The 19,491-nt window shown below is 63.1% G+C and carries 12 protein-coding genes; all 12 read right to left on the bottom strand.

The features are described 5' to 3' along the window. Positions 1-12 precede the first annotated feature (12 nt). The 12 genes from IFT99_RS00285 to flgK all read right to left on the bottom strand — a co-directional run bounded on the left by IFT99_RS00285 (position 13) and on the right by flgK (position 19,482). The gene (locus tag IFT99_RS00285) at positions 13-261 is read right to left on the bottom strand and encodes a hypothetical protein (RefSeq protein WP_192130027.1); all 249 of its coding nucleotides are present in this window, start codon (positions 259-261) and stop codon (positions 13-15) included. Beyond that, positions 258-1,553 (bottom strand): motility associated factor glycosyltransferase family protein, encoded by a 1,296-nt coding sequence (locus IFT99_RS00280; protein ID WP_192130026.1) that lies wholly within the window; start codon positions 1,551-1,553, stop codon positions 258-260. Before IFT99_RS00280 ends, IFT99_RS00285 begins: the two co-directional genes overlap by 4 nt. Before the next feature lie 101 nt (positions 1,554-1,654). Beyond that, a complete protein-coding gene (locus IFT99_RS00275) occupies positions 1,655-2,587 on the bottom strand; it encodes a ketoacyl-ACP synthase III (protein ID WP_192130025.1) in 933 nt (310 codons plus the stop codon). 601 nt (positions 2,588-3,188) lie between these two features. Then, positions 3,189-4,241 carry a pseudaminic acid synthase gene (gene pseI, locus IFT99_RS00270; protein WP_192130024.1) on the bottom strand — a complete coding sequence of 351 codons (1,053 nt, stop codon included), beginning with the start codon at positions 4,239-4,241 and terminating at the stop codon, positions 3,189-3,191. Positions 4,242-4,311: 70 nt separating this feature from the next. Further along, positions 4,312-5,418 carry a UDP-2,4-diacetamido-2,4,6-trideoxy-beta-L-altropyranose hydrolase gene (gene pseG / locus IFT99_RS00265; RefSeq protein ID WP_244656851.1) on the bottom strand — a complete coding sequence of 369 codons (1,107 nt, stop codon included), beginning with the start codon at positions 5,416-5,418 and terminating at the stop codon, positions 4,312-4,314. Then, positions 5,415-6,113 carry a pseudaminic acid cytidylyltransferase gene (pseF, locus tag IFT99_RS00260; protein ID WP_192130023.1) on the bottom strand — a complete coding sequence of 233 codons (699 nt, stop codon included), beginning with the start codon at positions 6,111-6,113 and terminating at the stop codon, positions 5,415-5,417. Before pseF ends, pseG begins: the two co-directional genes overlap by 4 nt. Positions 6,114-6,143: 30 nt before the next feature. Further along, positions 6,144-7,322 (bottom strand): UDP-4-amino-4,6-dideoxy-N-acetyl-beta-L-altrosamine transaminase, encoded by a 1,179-nt coding sequence (pseC, locus tag IFT99_RS00255; protein WP_192130022.1) that lies wholly within the window; start codon positions 7,320-7,322, stop codon positions 6,144-6,146. Further along, the gene (pseB, locus tag IFT99_RS00250; protein WP_192130021.1) at positions 7,319-8,320 is read right to left on the bottom strand and encodes a UDP-N-acetylglucosamine 4,6-dehydratase (inverting); all 1,002 of its coding nucleotides are present in this window, start codon (positions 8,318-8,320) and stop codon (positions 7,319-7,321) included. Before pseB ends, pseC begins: the two co-directional genes overlap by 4 nt. Before the next feature lie 25 nt (positions 8,321-8,345). Further along, a complete protein-coding gene (locus IFT99_RS00245; RefSeq protein ID WP_192130020.1) occupies positions 8,346-11,270 on the bottom strand; it encodes a TIGR00180 family glycosyltransferase in 2,925 nt (974 codons plus the stop codon). A gap of 870 nt (positions 11,271-12,140) precedes the next feature. Continuing rightward, the gene (locus IFT99_RS00240; protein ID WP_192130019.1) at positions 12,141-15,716 is read right to left on the bottom strand and encodes a glycosyltransferase; all 3,576 of its coding nucleotides are present in this window, start codon (positions 15,714-15,716) and stop codon (positions 12,141-12,143) included. 120 nt (positions 15,717-15,836) lie between these two features. Continuing rightward, positions 15,837-17,426: a flagellar hook-associated protein 3 gene (locus IFT99_RS00235; RefSeq protein ID WP_065987271.1), complete on the bottom strand. Its 1,590-nt coding sequence runs from the start codon at positions 17,424-17,426 to the stop codon at positions 15,837-15,839. A gap of 13 nt (positions 17,427-17,439) precedes the next feature. Continuing rightward, entirely contained in the window at positions 17,440-19,482 is a 2,043-nt protein-coding gene (gene flgK, locus IFT99_RS00230; protein ID WP_192130018.1) for a flagellar hook-associated protein FlgK, read from the bottom strand. Positions 19,483-19,491: the final 9 nt, after the last annotated feature.

Raw genomic sequence — 19,491 nt, 5'->3', positions numbered from 1 at the left:
AACAGGAAAATTTTAGATTTCAAGAAACTCGACTTCAAGCCAATCCGCCACCCCCAACCAATCCTGCCGCTCCTGGCACGCCAGAATCGCACTCAACACCCTCCCCCATTCAGCCTGTCTTTCCACAGAAGCCCCGTCCATCAGTGGCAGCGACCGGTCAATCAGTTCGACCATTTTCAACGCCCCTTCAATATCGCGGCCCAGGCGGAACAGCTTCGCGCAGTCGCGGGCTTCATCTACAACGTGTTGAGGCAGAGTCATGGCGCGGTCCAGTCAGGGTCGAAGTCGGCGCCGGAGATCAATGCACCGTCGCGGCTGGTGTTGAGGAAGGTGACCTCGGGGTGGCGGGCGATGAAGCGTTCGAGTTCGATGAGGTAGCTGCGGAAATTGAGCTGCGTCTTGACCTTTTGGCCCCGCCCGTCGCGCACCCAGTGTTTGGCGATGCTCAGGGCAGGCCCCAGGTCGCCGTCCTGCCAGCCGGTGTGGGTCTTGCCGCCGGGGAAGGCGAAGTCGGCGCCGAACAGGGTAATCCGCGCGGCGCCCATTTTGACGGCGAGATCGACGGCGGGATGAATGACGCTGCCGCCCACATGCAAGGTGGCCTTGGGGATCTGCTCCCGCAGCCGGGCATACAGCGGGCTGCTGGAATAGCCGACGTAGCGCGGGCCTTGCCATGCCCCCAGCATTCCCGCGTCTTGGCCCGGCACATAGACCAGCGCGATGTGCGCCGAATCCTCGGTGGGGAGATGCCGGGGGGTGATGCGGTGGTCGATGCTCACCACCACGTCCGGCCTGATGCCTTGGTTGCGCAGGGGCACGTAGGCGGTGTCGACGCAGATAATCAGCGGCCGGTTGGCGCTGTTTGACGTGCTCAACAGGCGCGGCAAATGCTGTTGCAGACTCGGCCCCGTCGCGATGACGAACACGTCACACCCCGACTGCGTGGCAAACAACGCAGCGACATCGGTGTCCCGCTGCACAAGCGCCCTGCCCTGCTCCAGCAGGCGCGCGTTGTCGGGGGTGTCGGCGGCGAACGCCTGGTTGTTGAAGTTGACGTGTACTTCGCTGACCAGCCGATCGCGGATCCGCGCGCTGCTGTCGTCGGCCAGCACCAGTTCGGCCGGCAGTGCGAAGAATGGCAGCTGAATCTCGCTGCGGGCGTCGGCATAGGCGAGGCTCACGCGGTGGTCGGACAGCCAGTCATCCTGTTCCAGCAGTTGCAGCACCAGGGCGAACAACGCGCCGTTGAGGATGTGGACGTGCAGCGTTTGCAGGGAAGCGTCGGCCAGCAATACCCGCTGCAGATCGCCGAGGGCGGTGCCGTAAAGATGAACGACGAGGCTGTTGGCGGGGAGGCTTTGCGCCTGGGTTTGCGCTTCGGCGAGGCGATCATGGCGGCTGGTGAGCTGAATGCCGCCAATGCTGAGGGTCGATTGTCGGCCTTCGATCAACTGCGCGGGAATGGATTCAACGTTTTCGGCCCGCAACCGCTGGGCCTCGTCCGGCCAGCGCTGTTCGATCACGGCGAGGTTGTGCTGGAGAATCTCGCTCATGACGGCAATCCTTTTCCTGGGGGAAGTGCAGAAAGCAAAACGGCGACCTGAGTCATCAGCGTCGCCGTTGTGCAGGCTGGAGGCAGCCCGGTGATTCGCTGTCAGGGACGATAAAGGATCGCCGAGCCCCACGACAAGCCCACGCCGAAACCGCTGACCGCGATGCGCTTCCAGGTGGCGTTCATGACGTGTTTTTCCAGCAGCAGCGGAATGCTGGACGACACCGTGTTGCCGGTCTCGAGCATGTCCTTGACGAACTTCTCCGGCGACTTGCCGTCCTCGAACCGACGGGCGACCGCATCGACGATGGCCGCGCTGCCCTGGTGGATGCAGAACGCATCGACGTCGGAGGATTGCAGGCCGGAGTCTTCGAGCAATTCGTTGAGGTGCGAGGGCACTTTGACCAGCGCGAAGTTGAACACCTGACGCCCGTTCATGTAGAACGCGCCGTCGGTGGTCTTGAGGAACTCTGCGCCGGAGCCGTCGGTGCCGAACTTGGATTTACCCAGCTGCCATGGGGCGTCGTCGCTCATCCAGGTGGCGGTGGCGGCGTCGCCGAAGAGCATGGTGGTGTTGCGGTCTTCCGGGTCGACGATCTTCGAATACGGGTCGGCGGTGACCAGCAGGCCGTTTTTCAGGCCGGTCGCTTCCATGAAGCCTTTCAGCGCATAGATGCCGTAGACGTAGCCCGAGCAACCCAGGGAAATGTCGAACGCGGCGACGTGGGTCGGCAGGCCGAGTTTGTGTTGAACGATGGCGGCCGTGTGCGGCAGGCCTTCTTCGTCACCGTTTTGGGTGACGACGATCAGTGCGTCGATGGCGTCCCGCGAGAGACCGGGGTTGTTGGCGAACAGCTGGTTGACCGCTTCGACGCACAGGTCCGAGGTTTCCTGGGTGTCGTCTTTGCGCGGCAGAAAAGCAGAACCGATCTTGCCAAGGATGAAGTCTTCATCCTTTCCGAATTTGGCACCCTGGGCGTAATTGTCGACGCCGGCCGTGGGCACATAACTCGCTATGCTCTTGATGCCAATCATCATGGCTTCCCAATAAAAAACTGCTGAACATCACCCGGCGCGGTTAGGCGGGGCGTTGAAAATCCGGGGCTTGCGGCCTGAAAAAAAGGCAACGTACAGGTCAGGGCGACACCAGAATCGCTCTGGAATCAGCCCGAGGACGTCACGGACCGCCAACACGATACAGTGAAGATGCCCGTTATGACCCACAGGTCACCAAAAGTTTTACAAGCTTTTAGCTGACCGACGGGTGCCGCGCAACATCAGATCGCTGCTCAGACAGGTGATTGACATGAAGATGTCACAGGAATGTGGCGTGTGGTCGAGCTTCAACGCGCTGTTTAGTAGGACCGGCTTTAGCCGGGAAGAGGCCCTGATGTACAGCCTCATTTTTGCGGTGTGACGAATGCCGTCTTCCCGGCTAAAGCCGGTCCTACATTCGTGTTCACCGCCAATCTCACTGGCTGCACGCGTGCTTTAGTGGGACCGGCTTCAGCCGGGAAGAGGCCCTTATATGCTCCCTAGATTTTCGCGGTGTAACGAATGCCGTCTTCTCGGCTAAAGCCGGTCCTACATTCGTGTTCACAGCACAAATCCCAAGTGATGCCGGTCCAGCCTTCACTTAACCCACCACATCCCAGCTCAAAGCGGTCCCGCGGTTCAGTGCGTGTCGGGCTTTGCGCCCCAGCACGGCATCGATGTGTTTGGGCGCCAAACCGAGGCCGGGGCGGATGGCGCGGATGTTGTCGGTGCTGAAGGCCTCGCCCTCGGCGATGTCGCGCACCACGTACAACGAGCGGCGGTATTGCAGCGATTTCTGTTCGGCTTCGGTGGCGCCGTATTGCACGTGGCCCATGCCTTGCCACGCGCGTTCGGTTTCGATGACCAGGCTGGCCATTTCCGCCGGTTCCAGGGAGAAACTGGCGTCGACCCCGCCCTCAGCGCGGTCAAGGGTGAAGTGTTTTTCGATGACCGTCGCACCCATGGCCACTGCCGCCACCGACACGCCGACGCCCATGGTGTGATCCGACAACCCCACCTGGCAGCCAAATAAGCCGGCCATGTGCGGAATCGTGCGCACGTGGCTGTTGGCCGGGGTCGCCGGGTAGGTGCTGGTGCATTTCAGCAGCACCAGATCCTTGCAGCCTGCGGCCCGCGCCGCGCGTACGCTCTCATCCAGCTCGGCGATGCTGGCCATGCCGGTGGAAATGATCATCGGCTTGCCGGTCGCCGCCACTTTGCGGATCAGCGGGATGTCGGTGTTTTCAAAGCTGGCGATCTTGTAGGCCGGCACGTCGAGGCTTTCGAGAAAGTCCACGGCGGTCTCATCGAAAGGCGTCGAAAACGCCAGCAGCCCCAACTCTTTGGCCCGAGCGAAGATCGGCGCGTGCCACTCCCACGGCGTGTGCGCCTGTTCATACAGCGCATACAGCGAGGTCCCGGCCCACAAACTGTTGGGGTCCTTGATGAAGAACTCACCCTCGGCGATGTCCAGGGTCATGGTATCGGCGGTGTAGGTTTGCAGTTTGAGGGCATGGGCGCCCGCCCTGGCCGCCGCCTCGACGATGCGCAACGCCTGATCCAGCGACTGGTTATGGTTGCCGCTCATCTCGGCGATGATGAACGGCGGCGCGTCGGGGCCGATGGTTCGGGAACCGATCTTGAAAGAAGTCATCGTTGCTCACTCGCTGCTGTGACGTCGGTCGGCCCAAGGCCGGACGATAAAAATAGGAACGGGCAGCGGCTCATGCGCCCTGCCGCGTTACGGCGGTAGCTGGACTGTCTGGGTTGACCAGGGCCGCCAATGCGTCAGCGATGCGCCGGGCACCACGGCCATCCACCAACCACCTCGACTGTTCGGCGAACGACCGGCGTAAAGCTGCATCACCACACAGCTGCCCGATCGCATCACGCAAACGCCCGGCCTCAAGCTGCACATGGGGCCCGAGGTACACATGCACACCGGCCTCGGCCAGCAATTGCGCATTGAGCTGCTGATTGTTCGCCACCGAAATACAGATCGTCGGCAACCCCAGCGCCGCGCGCTCCCAGGTGGTGCCGCCGCCGGCGCCGATAAACAGATCGGCCGCCTGCATCAGCGCGAAAAAATCACCGGTCAGCGTGTGCAAATGCCACTCAGGCCGAGAGGCTGCGAGATCGCTCATCGCCTCCCAGTGGGGGTTATGCAAACCGGCGACGAAATCCACCTGCAGATCATCGAAGCCTTGAAGCGCCAGCATCGTGGCGTACACCTGCCCGGCCGCATCGAAGCCACCGAAGTTGACCAGCACCCGTTCGACACGCGGCTTGATCGCGATGGGGTCGCACTGAAACTCGTCGCGCAGCAGGGCAAATCGCGGCCCCAGAAACGCCTGGCACTCACGGTCGATCCAGGGGGCGTAGGGCTGATTCAGCGCCTGCGCGCTGTAATTCTGGTCGAGCAACACTTCAACCGAATGGGGCCGGTTGGCCAGATCGTCGATCGCCATCACTCGATCGGCGAGACCGCGCGCCGCCGTTTCCCAGCGCGCATCCAGCCCGTAATGATCAACGATCAGCCAGTCAAAGAGCGGCTCATCCTCAAGCTCTTCGGCCAGGGCAGACAGGTCCGCCTGCCAAGGCAACGCTGCTTCGATGTCCTGGTCTTCCTGCGCGCCATAGCGTGCCGGCAGGGCGTAGGCAACATAGCCCTGATCCGCCAGCCGCTGAAGCAGATGCCCCGGCAATTCGCGGCAGGCAAAGCGCACATCGGCGCCATCTGCACGCAGCGTGTTGGCGAGCGTGACGCAGCGGGCGATGTGGCCGCTGCCGATGGTCACCGAGGCGTCGGCGCGGATCAGCACGCGCATCATTGCAGCTCCCCACCGGCCTTGAGCGCGGCGTACAGGTATTCCGCGCGCAACCAGTCTTCCGGGCTGTCGATGTCCTGCACCAGATGCCGGGGCAGAATCACCGGCAGGCTGAGCTCGGAAAACACCGTGTCGCCGCGCCGCCAGGCGTCGCTGCGGCCCCAGTAGAACTGGCCGGCGTCCTGATAGGCGACGGGCAGATCCTGAGAACGCACGCTGCGAAATTCCGGGTGCATCGCGCACAGGCTGCCGTCGCTGTCGATCAACAACGCACGCTGCACCGGGAAGCCGAAGCTGCACACCGAGAACGCATAGGATTTTGCCGCATCGGCTTCGAGTACTTCCAAGCCATGACGCAAATAACGCGCCTGCAACAGCGGCGCGGTGGCGTAGAGGCAGCAAGCGTAATCAAAGCGCCGATCAAGTGCGCAAAGCGCGTGTTGAATCACTGCCGCCGTGCCAGTGAAAGCGTCGGCCAGGTCCGCCGGGCGCATGAACGGCACGTCAGCGCCACAATCGCGGGCAACGTCAGCGATTTCTTCGTCGTCGGTGCTGACCACGATCTGATCAAACACCCCGCTCGCCCGCGCAGCACGAATGGAATACGCGATCATCGGCTCGCCGTTGAACAGCTTGATGTTCTTGCGCGGGATGCGCTGGCTGCCGCCCCGTGCGGGGATGATGGCGACGGCGCTCATGCTCGTGGGCCTGTCATGGGTTCGTCCGCATCAAGTGGCCGCCGGGCGCGTTTCGCCGAGCAAACGGTGAAGCTGTTCAACAACGTCATCCTGCTGCGCTTCGGTCATCGCCGGGTACAGCGGCAGGCTGATGGCTTGGGCGTAATAAGCCTCGGCTTCGGGGAAATCACCGGGGTTGAAACCCAGGACGCGGTAATAGGGCTGCAGATGGACCGGGATGTAGTGCACGTTCACGCCGATGCCTGCCCCGCGCAAACCTTCGAAGACTTGACGATGGCTCAGCGCAAGCAGGTCGGTCTGCAGGCGCACGACGTACAAGTGCCACGCAGAATCGGCCTCAGCCTGAAGGGTCGGCAAGGTCAGCGGCAGGTCGGCCAGCAGCGTCTGATAGCGCGCCACCAACTGCCGACGCCGGGCCAGAAAACCGTCGAGCTTGTTCAGCTGCGACAGCCCCAGTGCCGCCTGCATGTCGGTCATGCGGTAATTGAAGCCCAGCTCGACTTGCTGGTAATACCAGGGGCCGTGGCTGGGCTCGTCCATCTGCCCCGGGTCACGGGTCATGCCGTGGCTGCGCAGGCGGCGCAAATGTTCGGCCAGTTCAGGGCGATTGGTCAGCACCAGGCCGCCTTCGCCGGTGGTCACGATTTTGACCGGATGAAAGCTGAACACCGTCATGTCGGCGAATTCGCCGCAGCCCACCGGGCGCCCGGCATAGTGCGCGCCCACCGCGTGGGAGGCGTCTTCGATCACCACAAAACCGTAACGCCGGGCCAGTTCGCCGATGGCGCGCATGTCGCAGCTCTGGCCGGAAAACGCCACCGCCACCAGCACCTTGGGGAGCGTGCCGTTGGATGCCGCCACTTCAAGCTTGCGCGCGAGGGCGTCGGTGTCGAGGTTCCAGGTCAGGGGATCGATGTCGACAAAGTCCACATCGGCGCCGCAATAGCGCCCGCAATTGGCCGAGGCCAGAAACGTATTCGGGCTGGTCCACAGCCAGTCGCCCTGCCCCAGTCCCGCCGCCAGACAGGCAATGTGCAGCGCCGCCGTGGCGTTGCACACCGCCACCCCGAAACCGGCTTCACAGCGCTCGGCCATGGCCGCTTCGAAGCGTTCGAGGGTTGGGCCCTGGGTCAGCCAGTCCGACGTCAGCACCTCGACAACGGCGTCGATGTCGGCCTGATCAACGCTCTGCCTGCCGTACGGAATCATGGCTGAACGTCAGCGTGCAGCTCGCCGATCTGGCGGATCGACAGGAAGTCCGGGTTGGTGTCGGAGCGGTACTCGAACTCGTCGTGAACCGCTTTGCCCTGGGCGCCGGTGGCGTCGACGGCGAAGTCGGTGTCGACGTTGTTGAAGCGAATCGACGGCACGATGGTGTAGTGGTCGTCGAATTCCAGGGTCATGCGCGCGTCGTCCTGGGGCACCATCAGCTCGTGGAGTTTTTCCCCGGGACGGATGCCGACGATCTTGTGCGGCAGGTCGGGGGCCATGGCCTGGGCCAGATCGACGATGCGCACCGACGGAATCTTCGGCACGAACACTTCGCCGCCGTGCATGCGCTCGAAGCTCTGCATGACGAAATCCACGCCGTGGTCGAGGGTGATCCAGAAGCGCGTCATGCGCGAATCGGTGATCGGCAATTCAGCCGCCCCACCCGCCAGCAGCTTGTTGAAGAACGGCACGATGGAGCCCCGGGAGCCGGCCACGTTGCCGTATCGCACCACGGAAAAACGCGTCTGCTCCTCGCCGCCGATGTTGTTGGCGGCGACGAACAGTTTGTCCGACAGCAGCTTGGTGGCGCCGTACAGATTGATCGGGCTGGCGGCCTTGTCGGTCGACAGCGCCACGACCTTCTTCACGCCGTTGGCGATGGCCGCCGAGATGATGTTTTCGGCGCCATTGACGTTGGTGCGGATGAACTCGGTCGGGTTGTATTCCGCCGCCGGCACATGCTTGAGCGCCGCCGCGTGGACCACGTAATCGATGCCGCGCATGCCCTGCTGCAAGCGATCGGCATCGCGCACGTCGCCGAGGAAATAGCGCATGCAGGGCGCGTTGAATTCCTGCTGCATTTCGTACTGCTTGAGTTCATCGCGGGAGAACACCACCACGCGCCGGGGCTGATAACGCGCCAGCAGCGTGCGGATGAACATGCGGCCGAACGAGCCGGTCGCGCCTGAGATGAACACTGATTTGCCGTTGAACATGACGTAGTCCTTTAACCCGGAGGCCTTAAGCGAGCAGCTCGGCCCAACTGGAACCGTCGGCCTGAGCGAGGGTGAAGCCCTTGCCGGTCAGTTGCAGATTTTTGTTGTACGCCAGGTCGTGCGCAAACGCCCCGGACCATTTGTCTTGCAGCGCGGCCAGCGCCTCTGGCGCGTCGGGTACTGCGCCCGAATGCACGAACTGCACGTGAGGCGTCCACACCGTCAGGTACCCGGCCTGGGCCACTTTCAGGCACAGGTCCACATCGGCGAAGGCGTCGGCAAAATGCCCTTGATCCAGGCCGCCGACGTCATCGAACAGCGACGAGCGCACCATCAGGCAGGCGTCGGACACCGCCGAATAATTCTGATCCAGCAACAGTCGGCTCATGTAGCCCGCGGCGTCTTTCGCTTCGCCCATGAAGGCCGAACCCACACCGCCGTCCATGCCGAGGATCAAACCGGCCTGACTGACCGTGCCGTTGCGTTCGATCAACTTGGCGCCAACCACGCCGACTTCCGGGCGCATCGCCTGATTGAGCAAGGCGTCGATCCAGTTCGGGCTGATGACTTCACCGTGGGCCGAGAGCAGCGCCAGGTATTCGCCGGTGGCCTGTTCGCGCAGGGCGTTGACCCGCGCTGAATGACTCAACGGTTGATCCATGGCGATGACCCGCACGCGACCTTTGTGCTGGTGACCCAGCCATTCGCTGAGCTCCGCCGAGACACTGTGATCGTCCGCGATCAGCACTTCGTAATTCGCGTAGCGCGTGCGCAACAGGACACTCGCCAGGCAACGCTGCAGCACGGGCAGGTCGTCAACGCCATGGACGAGGATCGACACCAGCGGGCGCTGGATGTGGCGGTAGTCGATGCGCCAGGTACCCGGTGCTGCCGGACTGATCTGGGCCTTGAAGCCGCGATTGTTCAGGTGCCGGGTCAGGGCCAGGCGCTGCTGGGCGTTTTCTTCCAGCGGTTGCGCGTCGGTGACCAGCAGCGGCTCGTCCAGATGCGCCAGCCAGCCCATGCCGCCCTGCTCGATGATGCGCAGCAGGAGTTCGAATTCGGCGGCCTGGGCGAAGTCGGCGGAGTAACCGCCGGCCTCGACCAGCACGTCGCGGCGGACCAGCCAGTGGCGGGACATCAGCGTCGGGTTGCTCAGCAACAGGTCGAGGTTGAAGCCCGGGCGCATGACGTGGGTCAGCGCACCGCTGGCCTCACGTTGAACTTCATCGGCGAACACCGCGCGGCAGTCAGGCGCGGCCTGCAGTTCCAGCGAGGCGCGCAGCAGGCCGCCGGCGGTGAACGCATCACCGACTTCGGCCAGCATCAGCCAGTTGCAGATGGATTGGCGGGCGATCTGATTGACCTTGTCGACCCAGTTGCTCTTGCTGACCTTGACGAAATGCAGGGTGTTTTGCGCGCTGGTCGCCGCCGGTGGCTCGCCGCTGGTGAACACCACGACCTTGAAGGTCTTGCAGTGGCCTTCGACCAGGCTGTCCAGGGTGACCTGAAGTTTGTTCATGTCATCGTCGAGGTCCAGCAACAGAATGCCGAACTGCGGTCCGCCGCCGAGGCTGTCGATGCGGCTGAGGATAGCTTGTGCGTCGCTCGGGCTCGGCTGGCGTGCGTCGAGCCACTGCAACAGCTGACCCGATGGCATGTTGGCGAGGGTCACGCGATGGTCCTGGCGCTGGACCGAATTGAGGCGCTGCAACCAGCGCGACATTTCCAGCGCTTCTTCGGGGTCACCCTGGCGCGCCATGAGACCGGCGAGGGGCTCGACGATGTACGGGTTGAAGATGTTCAGGGCCATCGCTTCCCACATCCGGTTGGCGATGGTTTCGGGGTTGTCGTTGCCGTGGCTGCGCAGCAGCACTTCGTGCTGAACCCAGGTCCCTTCGAGCTGTTCCATCTGCAGCTTGCCGGCCGGCAGCGCGTGGATCAGAAACTCGATCTCGGTCAGGACGTCGAAGAAGGCCTGGTTGTAAAACGGCATTTCGACGAACTGACGGGGACCGAACTGGCGGTCTGCGGGTTTGAACACATCGTTCCAGCGCGACACCACGATGCTGGTCAGGCCCAGGGAACGCTGGTCTTCGAGACAGGCCTGCAGGGCGGCGTAGGCCTTTTTGACCTGCTCGATGCCGTCGGCTGCATTCAGCTCACCGTGGGTGGTGATCAGGGCTGCCAGAAAACTGGCGAATTCGTGGCGCTCGAGGACAGCTGACGGATCGCTGTCACTGAGCTTTTTCAGCATGTGAGTCGGGCGGTCGGAGAGCCGGTGGTTGAGCTCGCGGACCACGTAGGGGATCGGCAGGGTCCGCGCCTTGGCGGCCGAGAGCAGGAAGTAGGCGTGACCGAACTCTTGCAGCTCGCCACTGACGCCTTGGGGCAGCGCGGCGAACCATTGTTGTAGCAGCGCCGTGCGGGTGACGGCGTAGAACGGCAGAATGTAGTGGTCCATGAAGCTCAGGACGCGCTCGCCGCGGTTGTCGGCGGCGAAGTCTTCCTGGCCCTTTTTGTCGCGGCGGAAGTATTCGACCTTGTCGCCGTGGGCCTGGTACATCAGGCAATAGCCGTGGCACAGGCCGTAGTCCGGGTGGGTAGCCAGAAATTCCACCGACTGGGCCAGCGCGTCATGCATCAGAAAATCTTCGTCGCCCACGAACGCCATGAACGGCGTGGTCACTTGGGTCACGCCATGGGCGATCCTGCTCAGGACCCCGGTTTCGGCGAACTGCGGCACGTGGCGGTAATCCACCTGCGGGAACAGCGCGGCGATGTCGGCGGCTGACTGCTGCGAAGCATCCAGCACCAGCACGTGGGCCGACGAGGAGCTGTAGTACTGCAACGTCCGGCGCAGGAGTGCGGGCCGGTCATGGGTGAGGACCACAAGCGTCAGTTGGGCATCGAGCGGCATGGTGTTTCCCGGAGATGAATGAGGGTGCATTACGTTTTCCCTGTGATGCGGCCAAGCGTCAAAAAGATGATCAATGGCGATATCGGGGAGACGAAGCAGGAAGCACGCCAACTCTGGATGGCGGGGCTGCGCGCAATGGGCAGGATGGGCTTTAGCCGGGAAGACGTCAGGCGTCACACCGCAGGATTGAGGGTGCGCCTACAGGCCCCTTCCCGGCTGAAGCCGGTCCCACTAAAGCAGCGTGTGCAGTCAGTGAGATTGGGGGGAACGCGGGTGTAGGACTGGCTCAAGCCGGGAAGACGTCAGGCGTCACACCGCAGGATTGAGGGTGCGCCTGCAGGCCTCTTCCCGGCTGAAGCCGGTCCCACTAAAGCAGCGTGTGCAGCCAGTGAGATTGGGGTGAACGCGGGTGTAGGACTGGCTTTAGCCGGGAAGACGTCATTCGTCACGCCGCGGGATTGAGGGTGCACATGCAGGCCCCTTCCCGGCTGAAGCCGGTCCTACATTCACGCCGCGTACCGTCAGTGGGATTGGGGTGAACGCGGGTAGGACCGGCTTTAGCCGGGAAGACGTCAGGCGTCACGCCGCAGGATTGAGGGTGCACATGCCGGCCTCTTCCCGGCTGAAGCCGGTCCTACATTCACGCCGCGTACCGTCAGTGGGATTGGGGTGAACGCGGGTGTAGGACTGGCTTTAGCCGGGAAGACGTCAGGCGTCACGCCGCGCAATTGAGGGTGCACATGCCGGCCTCTTCCCGGCTGAAGCCGGTCCTACATTCACGCCGCGTATCGTCAGTAGGACCGGCTTTAGCCGGTAAGGCGTCAGGCGTCACACCGCAGGGTTGAGGGTGCACATGCCGGCCCCTTCCCGGCTGAAGCCGGTCCCGCTAAAACAGCGCGGTTAATCCGCCAGCCAGCCGTTGACCCAATGCTGAAGGTTGTCGCCGCGCAGGACGTAGTCGCGCATGACCACTTCTTTCAGCTCATCGCCCATGCGGTAGCTGGCGTCGGGGTCGGCCAGGTGCATGCGGATCGCTTCGAGCCATTCGGCGGTGCTGTTGGTCATAACACGAGTACATGGCAGGTAGCCGTCGTAGGCCCGGGTGTCGGTGCAGATCACCGGGTAGCCGCAGGCGCCGTATTCCAGCAGGCGCAGGTTGCTCTTGCAGTCGTTGAAAATGTGGTGCTCCAGCGGCGCCAGCGCGAGGTCGAGGTTCAACGCCGCCAGTTTCGCCGGATAGGCCAGCAAGCCCACGGACGGATGGAACTCGTGCACGTACGGGCGCAACGACTCGGGGCACATGCCGAAGAACACCCACTCGACCTGATCGGCGAGCTCGCGCACGACCTCGGCGATGATCTCCAGATCCCCGGCATGGCTGGTCCCGCCGCCCCAACCGACCCGAGGCTTTTTCGAAGTGCGGCGCTGGCTGCGCAGGCCGGTCCAGAGTTGCGACGCCAGCATGTTCGGCACCACGCGGATGTCGTGGTGCATCCCCGACAGTGCATCGGCCAGCGTCACCGTCGAAACCACCACCCGATCACAGAGGCTGGTGCCCAGACGCACCATCGCTTCCATGTTCGATGGCATGCTGCGCAGATGGCCGTTCTTTTTCGGCACGCTGATCACGTAGTCGTCCAGCTCGTAGATGCGCCGGGCGTTGGAGTACGCCTTGAGGCTGGCGACCTGATCGATGGAATTCTGGCTGTAGCGGCACTGAACGATGATCACGTCCGGCGACTGACGCTCCAGCTCGATGATCGACGGCAGGTCGTAGCTCATCCGTCCGCCGATTCGGCCGTCGGCCTCCAGCTCCAGAAACGGCTGGGACACGCGGTAGTGACCCACCGCCGTGCTGTTGACCGGGATCGCCAGCACATTGGGCAAACGTCGCGATGAATAAGGGTTCCAGCCTTTTTTAAGGCCGGGTTCCAGGCTGTAGAACGAACCGGTCAGGCGCAGGTTGGGGTTGTAGGCCGGGTCACGGGCGAGGATCGGCAGCCAGCGTTTGTAGAAGGCGTGTTGATCGTCGACCTGGGATTGTTTATCGCGGACCTGTTCCGCCGGTGTCGAGGCGCCGATCGCCAACACCGCACGGGGTGCCCAGACCACCAGATGACCGGACTCCCGCACGCGCAGGCAGAAATCCACTTCGCTCAGGCTGCCGCTGAACTCATCGCCGTTCAGGCCGCCGAGCTGCTCGAACAACGCGCGCCGCACCAGCAGACAGTGCCCGCCCACCGCACTCAGGTCCTGGGCCGCCTGCAACCGCAGCAGATGACCGGGCGCGTGCAGTGGCTCGCCAAAAAACGCAGGGCCGGCCGGGCCGTGGTAACCCAGAATCAGCCCGGCCTGGAGAATGTAGCCTTCGGGGGTGAACAGCTTGGCGCCGACCACGCCCACTTCTTCGCGCCGCCCGTGATTGACCAGTTCGCCCAGCCACGCGGAGTCGGCGACCACCGCATACACACTGAGCATCAGCAAGTGCTCGCCCCGGGCATGGCCAGCGGCGAAGTTGCGCACATCGGCGCCATTGCCCTGCCCTTCGTAATGCAGGACGCGCAGGGTGTCGCCACCGATCTGCTGCATGTCCGCCAGCCAGGACCGAGCCTCCGGCTGTTGACTGGCGCAGTCGACGATCAGCACTTCGAAATGATCGTAAGGGGTCTTCGACAGCAGCGACTCGACGCAGCGCTGCAACGCCGCCAACTGGTCCTGATGGACGATGATGATCGAGACGAGCGGACGCGCGTCACTCAGGTATTCCACGTGATTGAGCCACTGCCATTCCACCTCGTGCAGCTGATGAGCAATGCCCATGCGCTGCAGATGTGCGCGGAGCACCGGGGCGTTTTGCGCCATGACCTCATCCAGCGCCAGCCACGCCTGAAACGGGAACTGCGACTCGACGAGGATTTCCGAAACGTGCTGAACCACCACGCCGTGGGCTTCAGTCAGGCGCCAAATGGCGTCATGGGGCGCGAGTTCGCCGTAGGCCGAATCGAAACCGCCGAGCCTGACCAGCGCATCGATCTGAAACGCCAGAACGCGACCGACGTAGGGATAACTGCGCAGCAGGTCGAGGTTGAAGTCAGGCCGGAACACCGGCTCGGCCGATTCGCCTTCGTGCAACGCGCCTTCGTCGCCGTACAGGCACAGCACGTCAGGCGAGTGGGCCGCGCGTTCGGCAAGGATCAGCAACGCACAATCGGTCAGCCGATCCCCCGCCCGCAGCAAGTAACACCAGTCGCCGCGCTCAAGCTGGGGCAACAGGTCATTGAGTTGCGCCAGCCAGTCGGGCTGCAGCGGCAATGTGAACACGCGGCCGTCGAGCACGGGCGTCTCGCAGGCGCTGGACAGCACCAGGGTCAGTTCGGCGGCATACAACTGTGCGTCGAGACTGCCAAGGGTCATGGCGACTCCGGCGGCGCTGGCATGCTCGTCGAGCACCACCGCCACCATCTTCGGCTGCGACGGCCAGGTGGCGACGTTATCCGCCACGCGCAGCCGATCGGCGCCAAACAGGGTTCGGAAGCTCAGCCACTGCTGGTACAGCTCGGCAAAACTTTCGCTGTCGGTGCCGACTCGCCACGGCAAGGAGGCCTGTCGGTCACCGAGCATGCGGCTGAGGGGCAGCTCTTGCCAGACGCGAGGCTGCACCAGCGCCTCAGTCAGCGGCACAAAGCGCACCCAGCCATATTCGGGGGCATCTTCGCCGGTGCGCGCCTTGAGCATCTTGCCCAGCCATTGCCGCTCGTCGCTGATCAGGTCCCTGACCCACTGCTGGCGGCTCAAACGGTCCGGGTGTAAACGTTCGGCGCTGAGGACATCGTTGAGCATGACCATGTTGCCGCGCTTGAGCAGGCACACGTAGAGCACGAAATCCACCAGCGCGGTGAAGCCATCGCCGACTTCCCTGAGCGCCGGCAGAATCACCTGCACGTCGCTGCGGCGCATCAGTGAGCTGCTGAACCCGCCGAGAAAGTTGGTGGGCGAGATATCGAACACCGAGAGCAGGTCGGCGCCGTAGAACACCGAACTGGACTCGGCGAGCGGCGCGTTCTCGATGCGCACCGGCAACTGAACGTCCTGGGGGTCGCAGAAATAACGCTGGGCCAGCACCAGGCTGACGTCGTCATGCTCCACCAGAATGCTCGCCTGACGCGCGACGGCCGCCGGAAACAGCCGATCGTCGTCGCAGAAAAATTTGATGAACTCACCCTGCGCTTCCTGCAGGCACATCAGCAAATTGCCGACGAAGCCTTGACGCGTGGGGTTGCGCACATAACGCAGCGGGACCGGGCTTGAGTCGAGGTATTTTTCGACCGTGCGCCGGATCTCGTCGGTCGCGCTGTCGTCGCAGACCACCACTTCAAGGGGCCGATAGGTCTGGGCCAGGGCGTCCAACAGCGCTCGCTGGAAAAAGCGCGGGTTGTAGGCGGGAATGACGAGGCTGACGAGGGGAGCTGAATTCACGGGCGGGACTCACGAGCGGCGCCGCGCCCCGGGGAGAGGATCGGCATAACCGCTGACAATACGGTTGACGCTCAACGGTGGCGACACCTGTTGGTCAGGTGTCGCGCGCCGCTGGGCCGATTACAGCTTGCTGAACAGGTTCAGCGCGGACAGTTGGGTGAACACCAGCTGCGAGGCTTGCAGCATGGTTTTCTGCAGGGTCAGACGGGCGATGGCATCGACCGGGTCGGACGCGGTGATCGTGCCCGATTCGGTGGTGCCGTTGTCGATCATGGTCTGGTTGGTCACGCTCTGATCGGTCGCGGTCTTGGCCCGGGCACCGCCTTCGCTGGTGGCATTGATGATCTGCTCGGCCGCACTTTTCAGGTTGCCGATGGTGGAGGTCATCGTGGCCTGCAGTTTCTGCTGGGCAATCGGGTCGCCATCGACCTTGCCGTTGAGCGCCGTGATGACCTTGGACAAGGTGTTCAGCACGTTCTGGCTTTGCTGGGTCGAAGACTGCGCGGTGAACTGGTCACCTGCCGCCATCGCCGGCGGCGTGCCGCTGAAGGTGAACGTCACGCCGGAGGCCGTCGCCGTGTTACCGCTCAGCGTGCCGGTGGACACCGCTTTGCTGGTCGCCGGGTCATAGGGCGCTGCGTACAGATTGAAGTTGGTGGCATCCGTGAAGCGCACGACAGCGCCGCCCGACGGGAAGGTTTTGTCGAACGCGGCCTGATCGGTCACCACCGAGCTGGTGATCACATCGGTCGAGGTGTTGGCCGGCAGACGCGAGGTGCTCACGGTGCTGGGGGAAACACCCAGCTGGAAGGTGTGGTCCTTGACGGCCGCGTCGGCGGCGCTGGTGCTTGCGTACTGATCTTTGGTCAGGTTGATGTTCAGGTTCAGTTCCAGGCCCCGGAAGGTGATGGCCTGGTTCGCCGAATTGGTGGACGCAAACTTGCCCGCAGCCGACGCCTCACCTGTCACATCCTGGTTGTTCTTGTCCAGGATGGTATAGGCCGTGCTGCTGGTGAAGGAGATCTTGTAAGGCTGACCGGCGGTGAAACTGGTGTCGTAGGTGGCAGCATTGCTGACGCTGCCGCCGGACAACGAGATCACGCCGTCATCCGCGCCAGCGACCAGGGTCGTTGAGGTGCGCGTGGTGTTGGTCGCTTGTTCGAATGCATCCCAGCCGGTGGTGTTGCTGGCCATGGAGATGCCGGTGCCAACGGCCAGCAGGTTGCGCGTCTGGTCGCCCTGATAGCTGTAGGTGCCGTCGGAGCTGACGGCGTATGGCGCGGTGGTGCCCTTGGACCCGGAGAACAGGTAGGTGCCGTCGGCGTCCTGGCTGTTCATCAGGCCGAGAATCTGCCCCTGCAACTCCTTGAGCTCGGAGGCGTTGGCCTGGCGGTCCTTGTCGGTGAACGAGGTGTTCGCCGCCCCCAGTACCAGCTCTTGCGCGCGCTGAATCGCCGAGGTGATCGACGTCAAGGCCGTCTCGGTCTGCACGACGGTGGTATTGATCGTGTCGATGTTGGATTTGTACTGATTGAGCATCGTGCCCTGCTGCTGCAACTGCAGCACACGGCCCGCGCCGACCGGATCATCGCCGGCGGTGTTGAGCTTGACCTGGCTGGCCACTTCGTCACCGGTTTTGGTGACGTTGGCGTAACTGCGCGAGTAGTTCGTGGCGCTGGTTTCGTAAAACTGGGTCGTTGAGATACGCATGGATTACGATTCCTTAAAGACTGTTGATCAGCGTGCTGAAAATGGCTTGAGCGGCTTTGATGATCTGCGACGAAGCGGTGTAGTACTGCTGATACTTGACCAGGTTGGCGGCTTCTTCATCCAGCGAAACACCGGAAACGCTGTCGCGCGCACTCTTGGCCTGGGTAAGGACGGCGGTGGTGGCCGTCGAATCATTCTTGCCCTGCGCCGCCTTGCTGCCGACGGTGGTAATCATGTTGGCGTTGGCGCCGCTCAGGCTCATGCCCGTGCCATTGCCGGCTGCGCTGTCGAGGGTCTGTTTGGTCTGCAGGGTACCGACCGAGGTCGCGTTGCGGTTGTCCAGAGACCCGGCGCCGGTCATGGAGATGCTGTAGGTGTCGCCACTGTTGGCCGAGCCGGCGAGGGTCATGCCGAACTTGAACGACTGCGCGGTGCCCGACGAGTCGGTGTAGCCCACTTCCAGGCTGATGTCGTTGGACTGGCCTTGAACAATCGACCCCTTGATTGCATTGCCGGACTTGTCTTTGACCTCCGCGCCCTGTGCATCGACCAGCGAATAGCTCTGAGCACCATTGGTGACATCGCCCATGAGCAAACGCATCGGCGTCGAGGCCGTCAGCGCGTTTCGCAGATCGGCCGTCGCGGTCGGGTTGTAGATGTCGGCCTGGGTCGACAAGACAGGCTGGGTGAACGTGCCCGAGCCTTTGCTCACGATGGAGCTGCCGGTCAGCGGACTGGCAGAGGCGATGGCTTTCGGGTCGGTCATCACCACCTTGATACCGTCGGCACCGGTCTTGGTCGGGCTGATCTTGAAGCTGTCACCCTCGGTGGAGGTGCCATTGAATTTCAGCGAGAAGCCGTCGATGACCGGCGCAGTGGTGGCGCTGGTGTTGTACGAACCCATGTCCCTGCCGTCCGGCAGCCGCTTGACGCTGTACTGGCCGCTGGCATCGGTGAAGGTCACCTGATAATCGTTGGTCTGCAGCGCGCCGCTGTTGGCAATGGACACCGCGAAGTTGCCCGAAGACTGATCGTTGGTGGTGTTGGCAAGGCTGCGCTGGCTGGTCAGGCTCGGGTCATTGACGCTGATAAACAGGTTGCTGCCGAAGTTGCCGTTGGCGTCCACACCCTGGTTGAGCTGGCTGTTGATCTGGTCGGAAGCGACCACCGCCAGACGGCCCAGCTCGCTGGCGGCCGGCTGCAGCACGTCGCTGCGATAACGCAGCAACCCGCCAAGCGAGCCACCGGTTACCACACTGGAGACATCAACTTCGTTGTTCTGATATTTCAGTTTTAGCGCATAAACGCTGGGGTCGCTGTCACTGGGCACGGCGCTCAGGGTATTGGCGGTGGTGCCGGTGACCAGCGGCTGGCCGGTGCCGATGTAAACGTCATAGCTGCCGTTGTTTTCAACGACCTTGGCGCCGACCAGTTCATTGAGCTGACGTACCGCCTCGGTCCGCGAATCGAGCAGCGTGTTGGGCTGACCGCCGGACGCCTGGGTCTCGGTGATCTGCTTGTTGAGGACGGCAATGGACGACGCCAGTGCATTCACCTGCCCTGTTGCCGTGGTCAGCTGGGTATTGATGCTGGCGTTCTGGTCCTTCATCTGCGCCGAGATGGTGTTGAACTGACCGGCCAACGCCGATGCACTGGTCAGAAATGTCGTGCGCGCAGCCGTGTCAGTCGGCCCGGACGCCAGAGCGCTCAGGTCAGTGAAGAACTTCGCCAGCACGGTGCTCACGCCGGTCGAGCTGTCGGACAGCATCGAGTCGAGCTTGCTGGCCTGGCTCAGGTACGCGGTGGCGTCGGCGTTGAGCGATGTGCTGGTCTGCAATTGGTTATCGAGGTAGCCGTTGTAGATGCGGCGCACGTCGGACAACGTCGTACCGGTGCCGATGAAACCGACGCCGATGTTCTGCTGAGCCCCGGCGGCGGTCATCACTTGCTGACGCGAGTAGCCCTGCGTGTCGACGTTGGCAGTGTTGTTGCCGATCGTCGTCAATGCTGCGCTGCTGGCGGTGAGTCCCGAAAGCCCGATTGAGATCAGTGACATGGTTCAAAC

The sequence above is a fragment of the Pseudomonas sp. CFBP 8772 genome (genome assembly GCF_014841665.1).
Lineage (GTDB): Bacteria > Pseudomonadota > Gammaproteobacteria > Pseudomonadales > Pseudomonadaceae > Aquipseudomonas > Aquipseudomonas graminis_B.
Note: the sequence above shows the minus strand (reverse complement) of the source record. Positions and strands in the feature narration are given on the sequence as shown.